This is a genomic window from Gardnerella sp. DNF00038, from assembly GCF_049262855.1.
GTDB lineage: Bacteria > Actinomycetota > Actinomycetes > Actinomycetales > Bifidobacteriaceae > Bifidobacterium > Bifidobacterium vaginale.
Map to the genome: position 1 here is coordinate 1,266,830 of NZ_CP058407.1, position 20,894 is coordinate 1,287,723.

The following is a 20,894-nucleotide window of genomic DNA, read 5'->3' on the forward strand; positions in this document are numbered from 1 at the left end:
TAGCGACCTTATACAACCAAGTTCGTATAACAAATCTTATGCAATACTTTTGCGTAAAACATGCAAGAAAGGCTTCAAAATGACAGTCCTTGTAACAGGTGGATGCGGGTACATTGGCGCACACGTTGTTCACGCACTACATCAAGCCAAGCAAAACGTCGTCGTAGTGGATGACCTTAGCTATGGCAAACCAACTCGCATCGAAGGCGCGCGACTTTATGGAATGGATATATCTTCTCCAGACGCTGGTGCGCGACTTGCACAAATCATGAAGGATGAAAATGTTGACTCCGTTATTCACTTTGCAGCGCGCAAGCAGGTTGGGGAATCTGTAGAAAAGCCGCTTTGGTACTATCAGCAGAATATAAACGGCATGCTTAATGTTTTAGAAGCTATGCGACAAAGTGGAGCAAAAAAACTCGTGTTCTCGTCTAGTGCTGCAACATACGGCGAGCCTCCTGTAGAGGTTGTTCCAGAAGACGTTGTACCAATGCTTCCAATTAACCCATATGGTCAAACAAAGCTCTTCGGCGAATGGATGGCACGGGCATGTGAAAAACCATACGGCATTCGCTTCTGCGCCCTACGCTACTTTAACGTTGCAGGCTGCGGACCTGTTGAGCTAGAAGATCCAGCTATACTGAACCTTATTCCTATGCTTCTTGAACGTTTACAGAAAGGCAAAGCGCCTGCAATTTTTGGCAGCGACTACCCTACTCCAGATGGCACTTGCATTCGCGACTACATTCATGTTTCCGATCTTGCAGATGCACACATTGCTGCACTATCATACTTGGATCGCGACGAGCGCAAGTACGATGCGTTTAACGTTGGTACTGGAAAGGGCACATCAGTGCGCCAGATTGTTGAAGAGATTCGCAAAGTTACGAAATTGCCATTTAAAGAGGCAATTCTAGATCGTAGAGCTGGCGACCCACCTCAGCTAATTGGCAGCCCGAAGCGAATCAACGAAGAAATGGGATGGCATGCAAAATACAACGTGCAAGACATAGTTGAATCTGCATGGAAAGCTTGGCAAGCAAATCCAGAACATCATATTGACGTTGATACTTGGAAGCAGCAAGACTAAAACAAGATACATAAAAATAAAGACGCATAAACAAAGACACATAAACAAAATAGCTCCTTCGTAAAACGCAACATATGAATCTAAATCACAACATATGTTTATAAACGAAGGAGCTATTTACATTATGATTTATAATTATTTAAATTTGCATTATTGCCAACCAGCCAACAATTAACACAAAACCACTAAGCACACAAACACACTAATGCATACATCAACACGCATCAACAAAGTTCGCTTCGCATAACAGCTACACTTTCTCCAAGCAATGACGCATCTTGTTCTAATGCTGGGAATCGCACTCTTACAGCCCCAAATAGCTTGCTATCAATCCTGCTGTTAATCGCAAACTGCATATTAGCAATAAAAGTATCGTTAATAATACTGCTATCACCATTTACTACCACATCTTCAATACCATTCATAGCTATAGGAATGGCTAATATCTTACCCAAAGAAGTTCCAGCCTGAGTAATAATCCTATCTTTTTCCGATGGAGCATCCGCAATACGCTGTTGCAAACGCGGAATCGATATAAGTGTTTCCAAACATCCTCGTTTACCACAACGACATAAAAGACCATCTTCATCAACAACAACATGTCCAATTTCGCCTGCAGTAAATTTTCCGCCGTCAACAATCTTATTAGAAATCAGTGTTCCTGCACCAACACCACGAGCGATTTGTATGTATATTAAATTACTCGATCCATTAGCAAGTTGTTTTTCTCCCAAGGCTGCAGCATTAGCATTATTATCAACACGAACCGGAACATTAAATATTTTTCGCAAATCATCCGCCAGTGTAACATTTTTCCAACCTAGATGAGGTGCTGATAGAATTTTCCCTTCATCGTCAATAACTCCAGGAGATGAGATACCAATTCCCAATAGTGGTGCCGTAGTCTTTTTACGCAAATCAACGATTAAAGACACAATATCATCTACAGAAAGCTTGTCATCTAAACGAATCGGAGTTTGAATACGCTCTATAACATTTCCAACAAGATTTGTTATAGCTCCAACAATCGTATTCTCTCCAGCAATGTCAACAACTATTATTTGCCTAGAATTCTCGCATAAATGCAATAAAACTGCAGGCTTACCAGGGCACGTTGCAGACTTTGTTTTGCCTTCTTTTACAAGACCGTCGGAAATCAAGGATTCTACCACTGCGGATGCAGACGATTTAGATATACCAGTTAATTTTGCCACATCAGATCTCGAAAGAATATAATTTGAGTAAAGAAGATTTAAAACATTACAACGATTCTTCTTACGAATATCTTCTGGCGTAAATGAGATCAATCTATTACGCGAATCATCAGAGTCTTTCATTCTTTGTTTCTCCTAAGATTCCCACACTAGGTAATTATTTATTTTTATCATTTTATTGCGCCTTGCATAGAACCAAACGTAAGACCATGTTGAATAATCAAGAAGAAAACAATCACTGGCACAGAGAAAATCAGAGATGCAGCCATCTGAGCACCAACATCAACTCCTGAAGGTGTAGCAAATGACGCCAACCATACAGGAAGAGTGTATTTTTCTTGAGTTTTCATAAAAGTATACGCTATTAAATAATCATTCCATGCGTGAATACAAGCAAATACTGATGTTGCGATAATCCCTGGAGCTGCAAGCGGAAATGTAATCCTCCACAAAATTTGCCATTCACTAGCACCTTCAACACGAGCTGATTCAAAAATAGACATTGGCATAGCCAAGAAAAATCCTCGCAAATTCCAAATTGCCACTGGAAGCACAGCAGTAACATAAGCTAAAACTAAACCAACGTAAGTATCAAGCATTCCAAAACGATTGAAAACAATGAATTGTGGTATAAGAATTGCTGTTGCTGGAATCATTTGCACAACAATCACAGCAGCCATAATAAGCTTTCTGCCAGCAAACGCGTGCATAGTTAAAGCAGCACAAGCCAAAAACGCTACAATAACCGCAATAACTACACTCAACACTGTTACCAACAGACTATTGCAAGCATATGAAAGCATTGAATCAGAAGAAAAAGCATCATGCATATGTTCAAACGACCAGTGACTTGGTAACAAAGTTGGCTTGGATTGTAGAACTTCGTTTCGAGGTGAAAATGCCGTAACACACATCCAATACACGGGGAAAATCCATACAATAATAAACACAAAAGCAAGCAACGTGTTAATAATTTTATTCAATGTAACGCGCCTACGAAGCAAATCCAATAAGGTAACTATCTTCATAGCTCATCACCATTCTTTAGAAGTCGTCTAATATAGTAAACCGTAGCAAAAAAGAGTATCAGAGTAGTTACCACGCTTATTGCAGAGCCTTGTCCAATAGAAAAATTAATAAATGCTTTCTTATATGTAAAAACTCCAACGGTTGCAGTAGATTCACGAGGACCGCCCTGAGTAAGTAACCATATTTGATTAAATACGTTGAAATCCCATATGCAAGAAAGTATGGTTATAGCCGTTAATTGTGGAGCCAATATAGGTACTGTAATTTGCCAATATATACGCGTTTTTGAAGCTCCGTCAACTGCCGCAGCCTCAGCATATTCAGGAGCAATCTGCTTTTGTGCCGCATATAAGGTAATAGCAATATATGGAACAGCCTGCCATACGATTATTAATCCAATACAGCAAAAAGCTAAATTCGTGTTACTAGTCCACGAAAGATTGCGAATATTGCCAAAAATTTTTAACTGAGTTAACAGCCAACCTACTACTCCATAACCAGGTTGAAACATCCATTTAAACACTAATGCAGCAGCAACATTAGGCATTGCCCATGCAGCTACAAGAACAATGGACATAATCACCCTTACTACTGCAGATTGTTTAAACATGGTTTGCGCAACCCACATCCCTATAAGCACGCTAGTAATAACGAGAAATGCAGCAAAAGCAATTGTGATTCCTAGAGAATAGTAGAATCCTTTGTCTGCAAAAAGAGCTAAATATTGCTGAATGCCAACGAACTCGAATTCTCCAGTAAACAACGATCTAGCATTAAAATTGCTAAGAGATGCTACAACAAGCATAAGTAGAGGCAAAATAACCAACACTATAAGTAATATGCAAGCTGGAAGTAGCATTAGAACTGGAACTATTTTACTAGCACTGTTACTAGCAGATTTACTAGCACATCTACTACTATAATTTTTGCTAACTTTTAGGAGCCTCATAAGTCACCACCAACCTGATTATGAGAGAAAATCTCTTGTGCATGGTCATGAAATACGCGTGCTGCTTGCAAAACAGATTTTGCAGACATAGCAGATGAAGCGAATAATTCTTTGAGAGAACCATCTGCTTCGATAGTTGACCATCCAGGAGCTGCAGGAGTTGATTGAGATACTCTAGCTGTTTCGAAGAATCCTTTTTGCACCTCGTCTAAATCGCGAGAATGTAAATATTCATCCAACAAGTCAATACTATTAGGAAGCCAACCATCGTGTTCCACGATCCACTTACGCTGAATTAAAGGGCTTGCAGCAATGCGTATCCATTTTAATGCCAACGCAACGTTGCTACTTCTAGACGGTATTGCCCAGTCTGAACCAGCAAGAACAGAAGGTTGTATACCCTTACCCTTTACGCTTGGCATTGGAAATGTGGCAAAATCTTTTCTAGAAAGAGATGGATTAATTGAGATTGCCTTTGTAACAGCTGCACTATTTGTCAATACTGCTGAAGCTTTTTGTTGAGCTAGTATTTGCGCTTGATCAGGATTATTTATTTCAGCAGATCTTGATGCTTCTGTTGAGAACGCGTTTTGAAAATCTGCCCATTTTTTAAGTCCTTGTAAGGTTTTCTTACTTATTGCAGACGAATGCCATTGCATTCCATTGGATGAAGCTAAGCTTCCACCACAATCCCAAACAAATTGCATTCCAGCAAACCAATTCTGTCCTGGAAGATACATTGCACTAAAATCCGCTTCATTTTTGTGAGCTTGTTTTATTGTGTTAAGTGCAGAAATCAACTGAGTAAAAGTTGTTGGCTGATTTGTTATTCCAGCTGAAGACCATATGCGTTTGTTGTAAATAACAACTCTAGATGCTGCAAATGCTGGGACAGCATACAGCTTATCTTTATAAATAGCTGGCTCTCGTAATCCTTTAAGCCAACGTTTACCTTGTGAAAGCATTTTTTCGTGTTCTGTTATATCTAGTAATCCTCCACTTGCTGCAAAATCCGCTATTTTTGTATTACCAATATCAACAACATCTGGCGGACGAGATGTAGATAATGCAGTTGTAAGTTTTGTAGAAATACCGTCCCAGGGCTGAACTTGTACATGTACTCGCACGCCTGTTTGTGCTTCAAACTGTTTGTTGATTGCGTTAAGTGTTTCTTTTGTAAAATCGTCTTGCATAACCCACACTGTTATGCCATTTTTGGATGAGGATTGGGAAGATACGCTGCTTGTTGGCGCTCCTATAGAGCATCCACTAAGCATTATTGCCATTGCTAGCGTAATAACCGCATAAGCAGTACACTTTCCGTATATTCGTCTCATGCGCGCTCCTTGAAAACATATTTGGCTTCGCACCATTGCTTAAGCCGTATTACTATTCTACACCTTCATAAGTACGATTTCCGCACTTATTAAATTTTGTAAAATACATGCAAAAAATGAATCAAATAGTTTATAAGACAAAGAGCGACACGCTCATAACTGTTGGAATTAAAACGATTCGACGACAAAGTTTGATTTTTGATAATTTAAATGCGATGATAGATATACTTTATTTTTTAACCAATAATTAGAAAGTAAAGCGAACTAAATATGTTCAGTGAAGAACCCTATACATAACATAAGCCAAACAAAAAGTTCATTGATGAACAACAAACAAAGGATAAAAATGGCTAGAAATACAATGATGGATTTTTTGTCCAATAAACTTGCGCCGTTTGGCGAAAAAGTCGCAGCACAACGGCATTTGAAAGCATTGCGTGAAGGCGTGCTTATGGCAATGCCTCTTGTACTTATTGGTTCCATTTTCACATTAATTGGAAGCTTCCCTATTGAAGCGTGGACCAAATGGCTTCACACACACGGCGAATTAGATGCTTTACTTAGCACTATGGCAAACAATTCCTTTGGATTAATCGGTCTGGCAACCGCATTTGGAATTTCATACAGACTTGCAGAATCATACAAAACAGACGGACCTTCTGCAGGAGTTCTTGCAATCGGCGCATTCCTTCTCGTAACCCCACCAATCGCAAGCAAAGAAGGCGCAAACGGCATTCCTTACGGACTTATTGGTGGAAAAGGTTTATTTACAGCAATTGTTATAGCCTTCATAACCGCAGAAATATATCGCCAGTTTATTCAACATAAATTCACAATTAAAATGCCAAAAAGCGTTCCAGAAGCTGTTGGACATTCGTTTGCAGCACTCGTGCCAGGAACAGTAATAATTGTTCTATTTGCAATAGTGACAAAAGTTTTGCAAGTCACAGGAATTGGCAGCCTCAATAATCTTCTCGCTATTATAGTCGGAACTCCATTAGCTCTTATTGGTGCAACACTTCCAGGAACATTCGTTGCCGTACTCCTCAACTCCGTATTCTGGTTCTGCGGCGTAAACGGCGGTCAAGTTGTTGGTTCTGTTATGAACCCAATCTGGCTTCAGCAAGCCGACGCCAATCGTATTGCTTTGCAAGCTGGTCACGCGCTTCCTAACATCATCACTGCACCGTTCATGGATTTGTTCGTGTATATGGGTGGCGGCGGAGCAACAATCGGTCTTGCGCTCTGCCTTCTCTTCTTCTCAAGGAGCCGCGAATACAAAACATTGGGTCGCATTTCAGGCATACCAGCATTGTTCAACATCAACACTGCTATCCTCTTCAGCTTCCCAACTGTTCTCAATCCTATTATGATCTTCCCATTCATCTTTACGCCTATCATCAATGCTGTAGTAACATACGGCGCTATGGCAACAGGATTAGTTCCTTACACCACTGGTGTCGCACTACCATGGACGACTCCACCAATCATTGGCGGATTCCTTGCTACAGGAAGCTGGCAAGGTGCTGTATTACAAGCACTGCTTGTAGTACTATCCTTTATAATCTACTTCCCATTCTTCAAGGCAGCAGACGCAGCTCATTCTAAGGCTGAAAAGGATTTAATGGATAGCAAGAACAGCGCTACTTCTAAGGAGGATTAATTAACATGTTGTCTAAGACACTATATGTTCAAGCTAATCCTAATACTGGTGAATTTATTTACAATGAGATGGAACGCCTCTGCAAAAGAATGTTTGGCATGAAAATAACGCCTGCAAGCACATTAGAAGAGGCAGATTTCAAGCTTTTATCCGACGAGCAGAAGCAACGTGCGAATCTAAAAGATGCTTTTAGCTTGAAAGTAACTAGCGCAAAAATCTCAATTCACACTAATACAGATGTAGCACTATTAATTGCCGTTTACAGGTTTGCTTACGAGTTCGGAGCAAGATTCCTAAGACCAGGCAGAAGCAACGAAATACTACCTTCTCTTAGCGAAGAAGACTTTGAAAAGGCGAATATTCAACTTGATGAAACGGCAAGTTTTGCTCATAGAGGTGTATGCATCGAAGGAGCCGACAAGATTGAGAACATAGTCGATTTCATTGATTGGCTTCCTAAAATTGGCATGAATAGCTTCTTTATACAATTTGAAAACCCTTACCCATTCCTCAAACGTTGGTATGAGCACGAGTTTAATCCGTATCAAGAGAAAGAGCCATTCAGCATTGATATTGCGCAACAAATGAGTGATTCTGTTGATGAAGCAATGCAAAAGCGCGGTATTGTTCAGCATAGAGTTGGACACGGTTGGACTGGTGAAGTTCTAGGATACTCCTCAAAATACGGCTGGGAGTCAGGCGTTAGTCTTCCAGAAGACAAGAAACCACTAGTAGCCGAAATTGCAGGGAAACGAGAACTGTTTAACGGCGCTCCAATATTAACGAGTCTGGATTTTGCAAATCCAGAAGTAACTAAGCAACTTGTTGATATTGTTGTATCGTATGCTCAAGAACATTCAGACGTAGATTATCTGCACGTATGGCTTTCTGACGCTTGCAACAATATTTGTGAATGTGAAGAATGCAAAAAGACATTCCCTTCCGATCAGTACGTTGATTTTCTTAACGCACTTGACAAAAAACTTACGGAAAAAGGTTTGGATACTCATATTTGCTTCTTGCTTTACCACGAATTATTGTTTGCACCAGAGCATGCGAAAATTGCTAATCCAGAACGTTTTACCATGATGTTTGCACCAATTAGTAGAACGTTTGAAAAAAGTTACGCAGACGTTGACTACAAGAATGGTATTCCACAAACTGAAGCCTACAATCGCAACAATACGGTTATGCCGAACTCGCTAGAAGAAAATCTAAGCTACCTGTTTTCTTGGAAAAAAGCCTTCCAAGGAGATGGATTTGTGTACGATTATCCACTCGGACGAGCACATTATGGCGATTTAGGATACATGGCTATAAGTTCAACTATTTACCGCGATATTGCACATCTTAGTAAGTTAGGATTAGATGGCTACATTTCTTGCCAAGAGCTTCGATCAGGATTCCCACATAATTTCCCTAATTATGTTATGGGATCCATGCTGTGGAACAATACGCGCACTTACGATGATATAAAGCAAGAATACTTTGCATCACTGTATGGCAATAGTTGGAAAACTGCTGTAGATTGGCTGCAAACCGTTTCTTACCTTTCTTCATGCGATTATTTCAACGCCATTGGTGAAAGAATTAATCTAAAGCAAAGCGAACAGTTCAATGCCATTGCTTGCCTAGCGGACTCAATGGTAACAACTATTTCTAAGCAAATAAGTAATGAAACTGGACACATTGCTGACGAATGGTTGATTCTCTCTTGGCATCGTGAATACGTTAAGAAACTTTCCCAAGCATTGCGAGAAATTTCTTGCGGACACAACGAACAAGCCCAACAATATTGGTACGAATTCCTTGATTTTATTAGAAAGGAAGAAAACAATATTCAACCGAATCTTGATGTCTACAGAGTAATCGAAGTAGCTAAAAACTACGCTGGATTCAAGCTTTAATCAAAAATAATCCAAAAGATCAATAAATTACCATTAAGAAGTGCCTTTGATCGTTTCTACAGGTTGAAAAACAAGTAGAGACTTTCAAAGGCACATTTTGTTTATATATTATTTGTTTATACGTTATATGCTATTTATGCACAATATTTATGCACAATCCTTAAGGCGATACTACTTAAGGCATACACCATTTAAGGCAGATACTACAAAACTCTCTCGCCACTTGATGACGGTACAGCCGAAAGAGCGCGCGGAGCAGCAAAACCACGTTTTGCAAACTCATCAGCAATAGCCTGAGCAATCGGCTTAGCCCTATTAGTATCAACTAAAGCAATAATGGAGCCACCAAATCCGCCGCCAGTCATGCGAGCGCCATAAGCTCCCTCATTGCGAGCCACATCAACAGCAGTATCGAGTTCTGGAATAGTAACCTCATAATCATCTCTTAATGAATTATGTGACTGGTTCATCAACTCTCCCGCAAGAGTAATGTCTGTTTTATGGAAAGCCTCAACAAACTCTCGAACGCGATTTATTTCCGTAACAACATGACGCACTCTTCTCATCATTGTTTCGCCACCAAGTTTCTGCACTCGATTAAGAGTATCTTGTAAAGTCTGCTGTGAATCCTCACTATTAGAAATAGAATCAGCAACAGCACGCAAAGATGACACATTAAGCGCTTGAGCAGCCTCTTGACACATCATTCGACGAGCAGCATATTGACCATCATTAAGCTGATGAGGAGCGCAAGTATCTACAACCAGTAGTTCTAGATTATTCGCCGCCAAATCAAACGGCTGCTGGCTCACGCTTTGTAATGGCGTCAAATCTTTCTTGCAGTCCAACAGAAGCGCATTACCTTCAACACATCGCAAAGAAGCATTTTGATCCAAGCCTCCAGTTGAAGCTCCAGCCATTTCATTCTCTGCCATAATCGCCGCATGAATAAGCTGCACGCGCCCAACATCCGAATCAGATAATCCTAAGTCAAATGCATCACTTAAAGCGAGCGCAATAGAACATGTCATTGCTGCAGAAGAGCTTAAGCCTGATCCAAGCGGAACGCATGAAACAAACGCAGCATCAAAACCACGTACCTTTAAGTAGCCTGCTTTACGCAATGCCCACGCTACTCCAATAGCGTATGCTGCCCAACCTTTTACATCTCCAGCATGTAGATGATCCAAATCCGCTTGTTCGATTGACATAGGATTAACGCTTGAAACTACTCTAACTTTTGTGTCTCTTCTAGGATGCAACGCAACAAAAGTGCGATGCGGAAGAGCGATAGGCAAGCATAATCCTTCGTTATAATCCGTGTGTTCACCGATAATGTTTACTCGCCCAGGGCTTGCCCACACTCCACCATTATCTTGCAAACGCATGCTGCAATATTCGCCAAAAGTCTCGCTGAATAATGATGTTGCCTGTCTGGCACCATCATTATTCTTCACTGATTCGATAAATGATACTGGCATAATAGCACTCCTTTGTACTCACAAATCATAATAACATTTAATATTACTAATATAGTTAATAACATTAGCCTAACTAGCCTAACTAGTCTAAATCAACCGCACCGAGTTCATGGAATCGTTGTGCAATAAGTTCTGGCGTAGTATCTGAAACCCACGCAGCCATACCAGACTCAGATCCAGCCAAATACTTGATTTTGTTAACATCTCTGCGGAATGAGAAGAATTGCAAATTAAGACGATAATTTTCACGACGAGGGTCATGCAATGGGGCTTGATGCCATGCTGCAATATATGGAAGATCCATTCCCAATCCATCTCCCTTATCGAAGAATGCGTTTCCGCGACGCAATAATGTTGAATACATTTGTGCCAAATCCCAACGCTCTTGGTCATCGAGCTGATCCAAAGAAAGAACATCTCTAACTGGAGCAACATGCACCTCTAGTGGCCAGCGCGCTGCGGCTGGAACATATGCCACCCAACTGTGATTTCTCATTACAATGCGCGAAGCATTATCAATCTCTGAAAGCATTAAATCTTTCAACAAATTACTGCCAGTGCGTTCAAAATAAGCTTGAGTATGTCGCAATTCTTGCTCAAGTCTAGGCGCAATAAACGGATAAGAATAAACCTGACCATGAGGATGAGCTAAAGTAACGCCAATTTCTGCACCATGATTTTCGAATGGGAATATTTGTTCAATGCCATCAATCTGGCTAATTTCAGCCGTTCTAAAAGCCCACGCCTCTACTACAGTTCGCAAACGAGATACTGGCAATTGAGCCGGTAACATATTTTCGTCTGGTCCGAAGCAAATCACTTCACAACGCCCAGCTGCAGGAGCCTGTTTCCATAGTGGATTGCCATTAAGATAATGAGGTTCACGGCTTACACCAGGAACTTGAACCATGGATGGAAAACGATTTTCAAAAACCACAACATCGTAATCAGTGTCTGGAACTTCCCCATCTTGATATGCAGAACCAGGTTTGCGAGCGGCAAGCGGATTGCCCTTAGTAAGCGCTCCAGGGCCAGCAGTGATTGGTCGATTCATGCGCGCTGTAGACATAGGAATCCAGTCTCCAGTAAGAGGATCTTGACGCATTTGCGGAGCTGCATACTGCACTTCATTACCATCCGCATCAATATGCGAGGCAAACCTATACGCTAATTTTCGAGGATCTTTCAATTCGCGCGTTTTAAGACCGCTAACATAATCTGGGCTATCATCAAGATAGAAAAAGTCACGACCGTCAGACAATTTCGTTGCAGTAATGCGAATATGATTGCGAGCATACTCTCCTTGCTTATATGACTTATAAGAATTATAAGAATATTCGCCATTATTATTATCAGTAGCATTCTGATGATTTTGAACGTCGTTAAGTCCGTCGTTAAGTCCGTCGCCAAGTCCGTCATTAAATCCGTCATTGATGTCCATGTTCATATACACCTTGTCCTTTTGATTTTAAATCTTTTGCTATGTTGTTATTTTGTATTTATTATCTTGTTTCTTTGCTTTTGCAAAGGTAAATCCACAACGACTCCTAAACAAAAAGCACATCTCAACTCTCAGAAAATGTTACTTTTTGTAACATAACGAGCGTTCTTGATGCTATTCTATCATATAATTGTGTACTTTGAGGGCATTTTATTACATATTTTGCAAAAATTCGCACTAAATAACTCATAGACGCAACATTACAAAAAATAACAATCCACCATTTACTAACACAAACTCAGGGTCTGCAGCGCATTCTACGATTAAGACTATGCCAAACAACATTAACGAGCTTATGGAAGCGCTAAACGAGACACAGCAGCAAAGCGAAAAAACGCCACTCAGCCAATCCTTCTTGCTCGGTTTCGACACAGAAACAACGGGCGCAATTCTCGGCGAAGACTCCATTTGTTCAGCAACTCTTGTGCTCAGAAACCCACAAAATAAGACTCACAATGACGTGATAGCAACCTGGTTAATAAACCCGCACAAGCCAATTAATCCAAAAGCAAGCCAAGTCAACGGATTTACGGACGAGTTCCTACAAGAAAACGGTGGGGAACCAACGGCGGAAATCGAAGCATTGGCTGCGGCGGTAAGCCTCGCGCAGAGCAAAAATATTCCACTGCTTGCATACAACGCTCCTTTCGACGTTGAAATGCTAAGGCATGATTTAAAAAAATGGGATTTAACAAGCCTGAACAATCGCCCGAATAGCACAATCAACGATGGAGAAATTCTTGTAGTAGACCCATTAGTTATAGACCGCGCTGTTTCTAAGCGCACAGGCAAGCGAACACTTACGCATACAACACAATTCTACGGCGTAGAGCCAATAGGAGACTTTCACGACGCAACAGCAGACACTGTAGCCGCAGTAGACTTGATTAAGCCTATAAGCGAATTACATGAAGATGTTGCAAATCTTGAATTATGCGATTTAATGACATGGCAACGCAAAGCGTATACAAAGTGGAAAAACAGCTTCGACGAGTGGCTAAAATCCAAAGGAAAACCAGCTAGCAGCGGAAACTGGCTATAATTCAAAATCAAGAGGAACAAAATGAGCGAAAAAACAAATCTTCATCTAAACATGCTAGACGCAAGCACAATTTTAAAAAATTACAGACTTCTACGAGAAATTATCCAAAAACTCCCACAGACCAATACTGAACACTCAGACGAACAAAACAACTGCATAGAAAACAACATAGAAAACAACGATTTCGTGCATATTCGCAACGAAATCTGGTCTATGAACGCGGACGATTTTAAAAACTACAAAAAAACATACAACCACATAACATACGATTCACGAGATATTAAGAAAAACACTCTTCTGTTCATTAAAGGCAATTTTAAGCCAGAATATCTTAAAGACGCTGATAAAAATGGCTTAACTACATACGTTGCCGAGCAAAGTTACGCGGATTACACCAATGCAGTAGGACTTATAGTAACAGACGTTCGTAAAGCAATGAGCTTGCTTTCATCAGAATTCTTTGGAAACCCACAAGAAAGACTTAGAGTTATTGGAATTACGGGAACAAAAGGAAAAACAACAACAGCTTACTTCACTCATGCAATTTTAAACGAACATTCTGAAGGCAAAGCAGCCCTATTCTCCTCCGTTGACAATTGCTTAGATGGAAAAACATATGTTGAATCTAATTTGACTACACCAGAAAGCCTAGACGCATTCCGCATGATGAGCCAAGCCGTAAAAAACGGTATGAAATACCTAGTCATGGAAGTTTCATCACAAGCATACAAAGTAGAGCGAGTATACGGACTACACTTTAATGTGGCAGCATTCCTAAACATAAGCCCAGACCACATAAGCCCAATAGAACACCCAACTTTTGAAGACTACCTGTATTGCAAACGCCAAATCGTAAAAAACACTGACGCGCTTATACTCAATGCAGACTGCGCTCACGCAGACTTAATACTCCAAGACGCACAAAACGAATACGTGGACGTCACAACATTTTCAAGAGTACGAAAAGAAGAAATGGGCGAAAACATCTGCAACTGCCAAGCATGCAGCGATCATTCAGACATTCACCCTTACGAAAAAAGCGAAAAATACCCAGAACTTATTTGGACAAAATATGTAGCAATGCCAGTTTCATCAGACGCGCAAGAACATTATGTTGCTGTTTTAGACAACGAAAGCAAGAAAAACAAAAAACAATTCGTACCTAATTACACAACTATAGACAAATTCAATCTAAAAATCGCAGGCGACTTTAACTACGAAAATGCCACTGCAGCAATTGCAATAGCAAACGCATTAGGCATAAACGAGAACACAGATCGAAAAGCCCTACATGCTATAGAAAACGTTCAAATATCAGGGCGAATGGAAGTCTTTAAAGACACAGAATCCAATACAGTTGCCATAGTAGATTACGCACACAACTACATTTCCACAAAATCTGTTATCGACTTCGTATACGACAAATACGGTAACAATGATCTTAGAATCACGCTTGTAACAGGATCCACTGGAGACAAAGCCGTTGACAGGAGAAAAGAAATAGTTCAAGCTGCACAAGATCGAATCAGCCAATTTGTGTTCACTCAAGAAGACACAAATGTCGAAGACGAAATGGACATTTGCAAATACATGCAATCTTGCGTAACCAATACAAACGTTGAATCGCGAATTATTATAAACAGAGCTGAAGCTATTGAGTACAGTGTCGAAGACGCAAGAAAAGATGCGAGAGAGAACAACAGACTCAACATAATACTTGCTATCGGAAAAGGCGACGAACGCTGGATAAAGGTGCACAACAAGCATGTTCCTTACGAAGGAGATTCGTTTATTATTAAACGCTTATTCAGCTAAGCACCTCTCTTTAGCTAAGCACCTCTCTTTAGCTAAAGTCAATTCGCAATGTTTGGATGAATATTAGCGCGCTGATCCTTAGGCTTCTTTAAGTCTGGATTAACGCGCTCAATAAGCATAGTTCGAGCGTCGCCAGCTGTAACAAAACTGCCGCAAATCAACACTCCATGTCCGTATCCAACTCCAAGCTCATCGTCTTCGTCAACAAGATTCACAGCTTCTTGAATAGCGTCTGGAAGATCGTCAACACGAATCACTCGATCTCTGCCAAATACGTTAACCGCAATCTTCTCCAAATCTTTTGGATCCATAACGCGATCACGCCAAGAGTTACGAGTAACAATAATATTCGTTAAAATCGGCTCAAGAACACCCAAGTATTCTTCAACTTGCTTATCTGCCATCATTGCCACAACGCCAATAAGCTGCTCAAAATTATAATTCTCCTCGATTGTTTTACGAAGCGACTCAGCAGCATTAACATTGTGGCCGCCATCAATAATAATTGTCGGAGAAGTGCGCACTTGCTCAATGCGCCCAGGAACATTAACTTGGCTCAAAGCCTCGGCAACCAAATCGCCATCCAAAGCGCCATTTACAGGCAGAACAACCTCCGCAGCAGCAAGCGCCGCCAAAGCATTATGCGCCTGATGCACACCAAACTTGTCAATCGGCACATCTTCATAAGTGCCATTAGGCGTGCGCAAAGTGGCAACTTGACCGCCAACAGCTGGAGTGCGCGAAATAACCTCTAGCTCGCCACTGCCGTCACTAAAGTCGCGTAAAAGCTTGGCATTATTGCGATTTGCCACCTCTTGAATAATCGGCAAGACTTGCGATTCGTGTGGCTGCGGCCCCAAAATCACAGTGCAATTTGGCTTAATAATGCCCGCTTTTGTGCGCGCAATTTCTTCAACCGTGTTTCCAAGCCATTGCATGTGATCCATGTCTACAGGACCAATAATCGCAGCATCAGCGTTCATAACATTAGTGGCGTCCCATTCGCCACCCATGCCAACTTCCATCACGGCAACATCTACAGGAGCGTCGGCAAAAACCCAAATCGCCATAGCTGTAAGCACCTCAAAAAAGCTCATGCGCGGCTTGCCATCGGCGTCCATGCGAGCGTCAACCATGTCTATAATGTCTTTCATTTGATTATACACGTCAACGAAATGGTCGTCGCTAATTTCCTCACCATCAATCATGATTCGCTCATTTATGCGCTGCAAATGCGGAGAAGTGTAAAGACCCGTGCGCAAACCGTATGCGCGGCAAATCGCCTCCGCCATGCGAGCCGTGGATCCCTTGCCATTGGTGCCAGTAATGTGAATTACGTGCATCGATTGCTCTGGATGCCCCAAAATATCAAGGATTAGGCGCATTCTGTCTAAATCAAGATTCGTCTTATTATGCTCTGGAGCGCGTCGCATGATATCACGCTCAACGTCAATAATGCGCTCGCCGCTACTATTTGGATGTTCCATAGACATTTTGTTTGTACTCCCCCTGATTTAACTCTCGCCATACGCTGTGTTCGTTATATGCGACATTCTTATGCTCATTTTTCCAACTATCTAGATTAGTAACTGTAGTGTTTTTGTTCCTGCTTTACGGCGTGTCGAAGTAGAAATGCACTACAGATTCGTTAGATTTATCTCACTCATGATGCATTTGTAACGTTATTTGGCTGTTTTTCGTTACATTTGCATCATTGATGAGACATTTGTAACGCTTTTTGGCTCAAATTCGTTAGATTTATCTCACTCATGATGCATTTGTAACGCTAGCGGTATTTCTTGCTTGGCGTTGCGCAAGCGACTTTATAACGAGTTATAAATTTCTGCAATAGTAAAAAGTGTTACAAATCATACAAAAATTATTCAAAAAGGCGTGTTAGTGGAAACTAAATGGTAGAGTACTCGATGTCGTTTCCGCCCAGGCTGCGTAGGTCAAGAGACGATTTTAAAGAAATTACAATACGCAGCGTCTAGTAGTTAAGGGACTATTATGAGTGATATTTTCAATAATGAATCAAATAATGAATCAAATTACACGCAATCCAGCACGCCTATAACAGACAAGGCTCAAAATCAAGAAGAAGTTACGCCTACAATAATTAGCAGTCTTCGCTGGCGAGTGGCAGATATATCACTTGGAGCTGCTTTAGCTGCTTTGTTTGGTGTAATCTACTGGGGCTTTACTATTGTGTTCTTCTCCCAGATTTCACCTATTTTGCGAACGGTTTTGCCTGGTTTTGGCAGCATTTTGCACGGCGTTTGGTACATGTCTGGCCCTCTTGCTCTTCTTTTAATTCGTAAGCCTGGTGCTGCGATTTATGTTAATGTTCTTGGTGCTGTATTCGAAAATATTCTTGGTCAACAATTCTCCGCATTCATGGTTCTTGCTTCTGCCGCTTTACAAGCTGTGTTTAGCGAAATTCCTTTTGCGATTGCCAAATATAAGAAGTATAACCTTACCTTAAGCGTTATTGCTGGTGGTCTTACAGCTATTGAATATGGTATTTATTTGATGTTCGTAATCTACCAAGGTAAGTCTGTAAATTATCTAACAATTCACATGATTTGTGAGTTTATAAGCGGTATTGTTATTGCTGGAATTATTCCTTGGATTTTGTTCGTTGCAGTTCGTAAGACTGGAGCTTTGAGTAATTTCGCTTCTGGAAGAGGACAAGCTACAGTAGCATAATTATTCGAGCTAAAACAGCTGGCGACTAGACTAGCAGAGCACATAAGTGTGCATTGCAATGCGAATTGTATATGAATAGTGTTGCATAGCGTGTTAAACGTTTATGGGTGTGTGCTAATCTAGTCGTTGCTGACTTTGTTAGCGTGGGGCTTTAGCTCAGTCGGTTAGAGCAGCGGACTCATAATCCGCCGGTCCAGGGTTCAAGCCCCTGAGGCCCCACTAGATAATCGCCTTAATGGCGTATAAAAAAGCTTCAACTCGTTTGATTCTTAGGATTATCCTAATTCTTCTTACAAGTTGAAGCTTTTTGTTTATATTCTTACAGACTACAGTCCTGCTTTAGAAAGATAGTCTGGGATTTCGCTCGGATATTCTGGCCACGCGCCCGCCTGAGTGCAAACATACGCAGCAGTGTTAATCGCAGCACGATGCGCGTCTTTAAGCGAATCGCCAGCCAAAATCCTTGCAGTAAAAGTACCAGAGAACGAATCGCCAGCGCCAACTGTGTCATTAACTTCCACATGAGGGGTCGGATATGTGGAGCTTTCTCCCGTCTTAGTAAAGATTGTGCTAAAAGTAGATCCGCCAGTCAAAATCACATAATCCAAGCCGTAGCGCGCCTGGAACCATTTGCAAGCCTCATTGTCTGAAGTTTCGCGAATATTGAACATGTCTCTAAGAAGAAGCAGCTCAGAATCGTTAAGCTTAAAAACAGTAGCCTCTTTGAGCAGAGCATCAATTAAATCTTTTGAATAATGATCACTACGAATGTTAATGTCAAAGAACTTCATGGCGTTTGGCTTAGTGTGCTTTAAAAGCTCCAAAACAGTGTCGTGCGTTTCTTGCGATCTTAAGCTAAGAGTGCCAAAGCAAATCGCGTCTGCTTTGCTAACAAGGTCTACAAGTTCTCGCGTATAAACAATATGGTCCCACGCAATGTTTCGCACAATCGTGTATTCTGGAATGCCATTTTTAAGTTCCACATCTACTGTGCTAGTTGGCCAAGCATTGCGCTGAATAACGTGCTTGATCCCTGCTTTTTTAACTTCTTCAACAAGTTCATCACCGAGAGAATCTTCTCCAACCGCACTAATAACATAGCTTTCTGCTCCATTGCATTGCGCGTGATACGCAAAGTTGGCTGGAGCACCTCCAACTCGTTTTCCTTGTGGGAGCAAATCCCACAGTAGTTCTCCAAGCGAAAGAACGATTGGCTTAGTCATTATATTCCTTTCAAGAGCATCAATGATTTTGGCTACAACTTGTTGATTCAACATTTTTACCCGCAGCACGCCGATAATAAAATAATGCTGTTATAACAAAGCGATATAACAACATTATTGCGTTAAGATTAGATAAATTGGGTCTTTAGGATTTTGAACTTTACAACTCAACGGTTAGTTGCCACTTTTCCGCCGAAATATAAGAAAAGTGGCACTAATCTCATCGAAAAAAGTTGCCCTGCTGCGCGTTACTTTGACGCGCGCTGAGCCATCCAAGCCTCTACATCATCAATCTGCTTAGGAATATCGATAGAAAGCCATTCAGGACCATTCTCCGTCATCAAAACATCGTCTTCAATGCGGATTCCAATTCCGCGCATTTCTGGCGGAAGCATAAGATCATTGGCAGCAAAGTACAAGCCAGGCTCGATTGTGAAAATCATTCCTGGAGTAATCTTCGCACCCTGATACGCCTCGTAGCGAGCTTGAGCGCAATCGTGAACATCCAAACCCAAGTGGTGAGCAACACCACACGCATGCCAGCGGCGATGCTGCTGACCTTGCGGCGAAAGTGATTCTTCAACGCTAACCTTTAGAATACCCCACTCGTGCAAATGCTCTGCAAGCACGCGCATGCAAGCGTGGTGAATATCGCTGTAAGTGGCGCCTGGCTTAGCAGCCTCAAAACCAGCTTGCTGAGCGTCGAGAACGCACTGGTAAAGCTTCTTTTGCAAATCCGTGAACTTGCCGTTTGTTGGGAAGGTTCGCGTAATGTCTGCAGTGTAAAGGCTGTTGACTTCTACGCCTGCATCAATCAAAAGAAGATCCCCGCTAGAAACCACGCCCGTGTTGCGCATCCAATGCAAAATTGGAGCGTGCTTTCCAGAAGCAACAATCGTATCGTAGCCAACCTCGTTGCCAACTTCTCGAGCAACGGAGTTAAAAGCACCTTCAATCATGCGCTCAGAATGCTCTTTGCCTAAAGCTTGAGGTAAACGCGTAAGCATGCGATCAAAGCCTAACTTTGTAGCAGCAACAGCTTTGCGCATTTCACCAATCTCGTAAGCATCTTTAAGCATACGAGCTTCGGCTGCTACTTCATGCAACTTATCGTCTGCGGCAATATTTGCATCTTCGTCGCTAAATCCGCTCGCTTCTCTTAAAGCATCTACACGTGCTGTTAAATCGGAGTCCGCTTCTCGCACAATTCGCACACGCACGCTTTCGGCAGAGCTATTATCGTCGCTAACGTTTTTTGCGATTGCTTCATCAAGCTCCGCAATATCACGCGTTTCAATGCCTGTCATGGCTTTCAACTCTTTGAGTCCTGCGCGAGGACCAACCCAGTATTCGCCATAGTGTGGGTCTTTGTAGAATGCGGCAGTGCTATTGTCTGCGCGTGGAGCAACAAATAGTTGAGGAATGTGTGTTTTGCCAGCTGCTTCCTCGTCGCTGCCTGCTTGCACCGGTTCAAGCACAAGCACTGCACCAGCTTCATAATCTTGACCCAAGCCAGTGTAGTACGCGAACGTTGTGTCTGGTCTAAAAGCGTAGTCGCAATCGTTATTGCGTACTTTTGGCTGACCTGCTGGGATAACAAGGCGCTCGCCTGGGAATCTCTTGCCAAGCGCTTCTAGACGCGCTGGCGTGTACTTTGAGGACTCAAGCGGTTCGATTTGTGGCTCCTGGTTATCCCAGCCACTGGTCATAAACTCTTTAAAGGAATCGCTGTTTGGACGCAAAGATCGATTGTTTACGCGGTCTTGCGCTTTCTGCGTACCATCCGCATTAAGCTGCTCGCCATGTATTGTTGGTGTTGATTGATGCATATCTTCTGCCATCTTGCGACTCCTTGATTTTAATATTTAATCAACTTAATCTTTAATCAACTTAGATTCAATCTACATCTTCTTATTTTCTTATTAGGAATGTAC

General features: G+C 41.6%; 15 protein-coding genes and 1 tRNA gene. 7 read left to right on the forward strand and 9 right to left on the reverse strand.

From position 1 onward, the window contains the following. The first annotated feature begins 79 nt into the window (after positions 1-79). Entirely contained in the window at positions 80-1,090 is a 1,011-nt protein-coding gene (gene galE, locus HXT19_RS05015) for a UDP-glucose 4-epimerase GalE (protein ID WP_004113007.1), read from the forward strand. Positions 1,091-1,314: 224 nt separating this feature from the next. Here the strand turns inward: galE and HXT19_RS05020 are convergent, their stop codons facing one another. The 4 genes from HXT19_RS05020 to HXT19_RS05035 are packed head-to-tail and all read right to left on the reverse strand — an operon-like array spanning position 1,315 to position 5,619. After that, entirely contained in the window at positions 1,315-2,427 is a 1,113-nt protein-coding gene (locus HXT19_RS05020) for an ROK family transcriptional regulator (RefSeq protein WP_004113009.1), read from the reverse strand. 47 nt (positions 2,428-2,474) lie between these two features. Next, positions 2,475-3,332 (reverse strand): carbohydrate ABC transporter permease, encoded by an 858-nt coding sequence (locus tag HXT19_RS05025; RefSeq protein ID WP_004113011.1) that lies wholly within the window; start codon positions 3,330-3,332, stop codon positions 2,475-2,477. Continuing rightward, positions 3,329-4,282: a carbohydrate ABC transporter permease gene (locus HXT19_RS05030; protein ID WP_075038671.1), complete on the reverse strand. Its 954-nt coding sequence runs from the start codon at positions 4,280-4,282 to the stop codon at positions 3,329-3,331. Before HXT19_RS05030 ends, HXT19_RS05025 begins: the two co-directional genes overlap by 4 nt. Then, positions 4,279-5,619: an extracellular solute-binding protein gene (locus HXT19_RS05035; RefSeq protein ID WP_353582605.1), complete on the reverse strand. Its 1,341-nt coding sequence runs from the start codon at positions 5,617-5,619 to the stop codon at positions 4,279-4,281. The genes HXT19_RS05030 and HXT19_RS05035 overlap by 4 nt, the downstream gene beginning before the upstream one ends. 346 nt (positions 5,620-5,965) lie before the next feature. Here HXT19_RS05035 and HXT19_RS05040 point away from each other — a divergent pair, with 346 nt between their 5' ends. Then, on the forward strand, positions 5,966-7,282 hold the full coding sequence (locus tag HXT19_RS05040) for a PTS sugar transporter subunit IIC (RefSeq protein WP_065189556.1): 1,317 nt from the start codon (positions 5,966-5,968) through the stop codon (positions 7,280-7,282). A gap of 5 nt (positions 7,283-7,287) precedes the next feature. After that, entirely contained in the window at positions 7,288-9,189 is a 1,902-nt protein-coding gene (locus HXT19_RS05045) for a DUF4838 domain-containing protein (protein ID WP_422119652.1), read from the forward strand. A gap of 203 nt (positions 9,190-9,392) precedes the next feature. Here HXT19_RS05045 and galK read toward each other — a convergent pair whose 3' ends face one another. Continuing rightward, on the reverse strand, positions 9,393-10,670 hold the full coding sequence (gene galK / locus HXT19_RS05050; RefSeq protein ID WP_422119653.1) for a galactokinase: 1,278 nt from the start codon (positions 10,668-10,670) through the stop codon (positions 9,393-9,395). Between the two features lie 82 nt (positions 10,671-10,752). Further along, the gene (galT, locus tag HXT19_RS05055; RefSeq protein WP_257983522.1) at positions 10,753-12,111 is read right to left on the reverse strand and encodes a galactose-1-phosphate uridylyltransferase; all 1,359 of its coding nucleotides are present in this window, start codon (positions 12,109-12,111) and stop codon (positions 10,753-10,755) included. A gap of 331 nt (positions 12,112-12,442) precedes the next feature. On the opposite strand from galT, the gene HXT19_RS05060 reads away from it, so the two are divergent. After that, positions 12,443-13,213, forward strand: a complete 771-nt coding sequence (locus tag HXT19_RS05060; RefSeq protein WP_004113025.1) for an exonuclease domain-containing protein — start codon at positions 12,443-12,445, stop codon at positions 13,211-13,213. Positions 13,214-13,234: 21 nt separating this feature from the next. Next, positions 13,235-15,028, forward strand: a complete 1,794-nt coding sequence (locus HXT19_RS05065; protein ID WP_101887692.1) for a UDP-N-acetylmuramoyl-L-alanyl-D-glutamate--2,6-diaminopimelate ligase — start codon at positions 13,235-13,237, stop codon at positions 15,026-15,028. Between the two features lie 38 nt (positions 15,029-15,066). Here the strand turns inward: HXT19_RS05065 and HXT19_RS05070 are convergent, their stop codons facing one another. Next, entirely contained in the window at positions 15,067-16,521 is a 1,455-nt protein-coding gene (locus HXT19_RS05070; RefSeq protein ID WP_101887693.1) for a bifunctional folylpolyglutamate synthase/dihydrofolate synthase, read from the reverse strand. A 517-nt stretch (positions 16,522-17,038) separates the two neighbouring features. Here HXT19_RS05070 and HXT19_RS05075 point away from each other — a divergent pair. Both HXT19_RS05075 and HXT19_RS05080 read left to right on the forward strand, forming a co-directional pair. Next, complete coding sequence (locus tag HXT19_RS05075) at positions 17,039-17,737, forward strand: ECF transporter S component (RefSeq protein WP_004116727.1); 699 nt, start codon at positions 17,039-17,041, stop codon at positions 17,735-17,737. A gap of 145 nt (positions 17,738-17,882) precedes the next feature. Further along, positions 17,883-17,956: transfer RNA gene (locus HXT19_RS05080), tRNA-Ile, on the forward strand. Positions 17,957-18,063: 107 nt separating this feature from the next. Here the strand turns inward: HXT19_RS05080 and HXT19_RS05085 are convergent. After that, complete coding sequence (locus HXT19_RS05085; protein WP_004114510.1) at positions 18,064-18,960, reverse strand: carbohydrate kinase family protein; 897 nt, start codon at positions 18,958-18,960, stop codon at positions 18,064-18,066. A gap of 248 nt (positions 18,961-19,208) precedes the next feature. Next, positions 19,209-20,789 (reverse strand): aminopeptidase P family protein, encoded by a 1,581-nt coding sequence (locus HXT19_RS05090; protein ID WP_415699095.1) that lies wholly within the window; start codon positions 20,787-20,789, stop codon positions 19,209-19,211. Between the last annotated feature and the right edge of the window lie 105 nt (positions 20,790-20,894).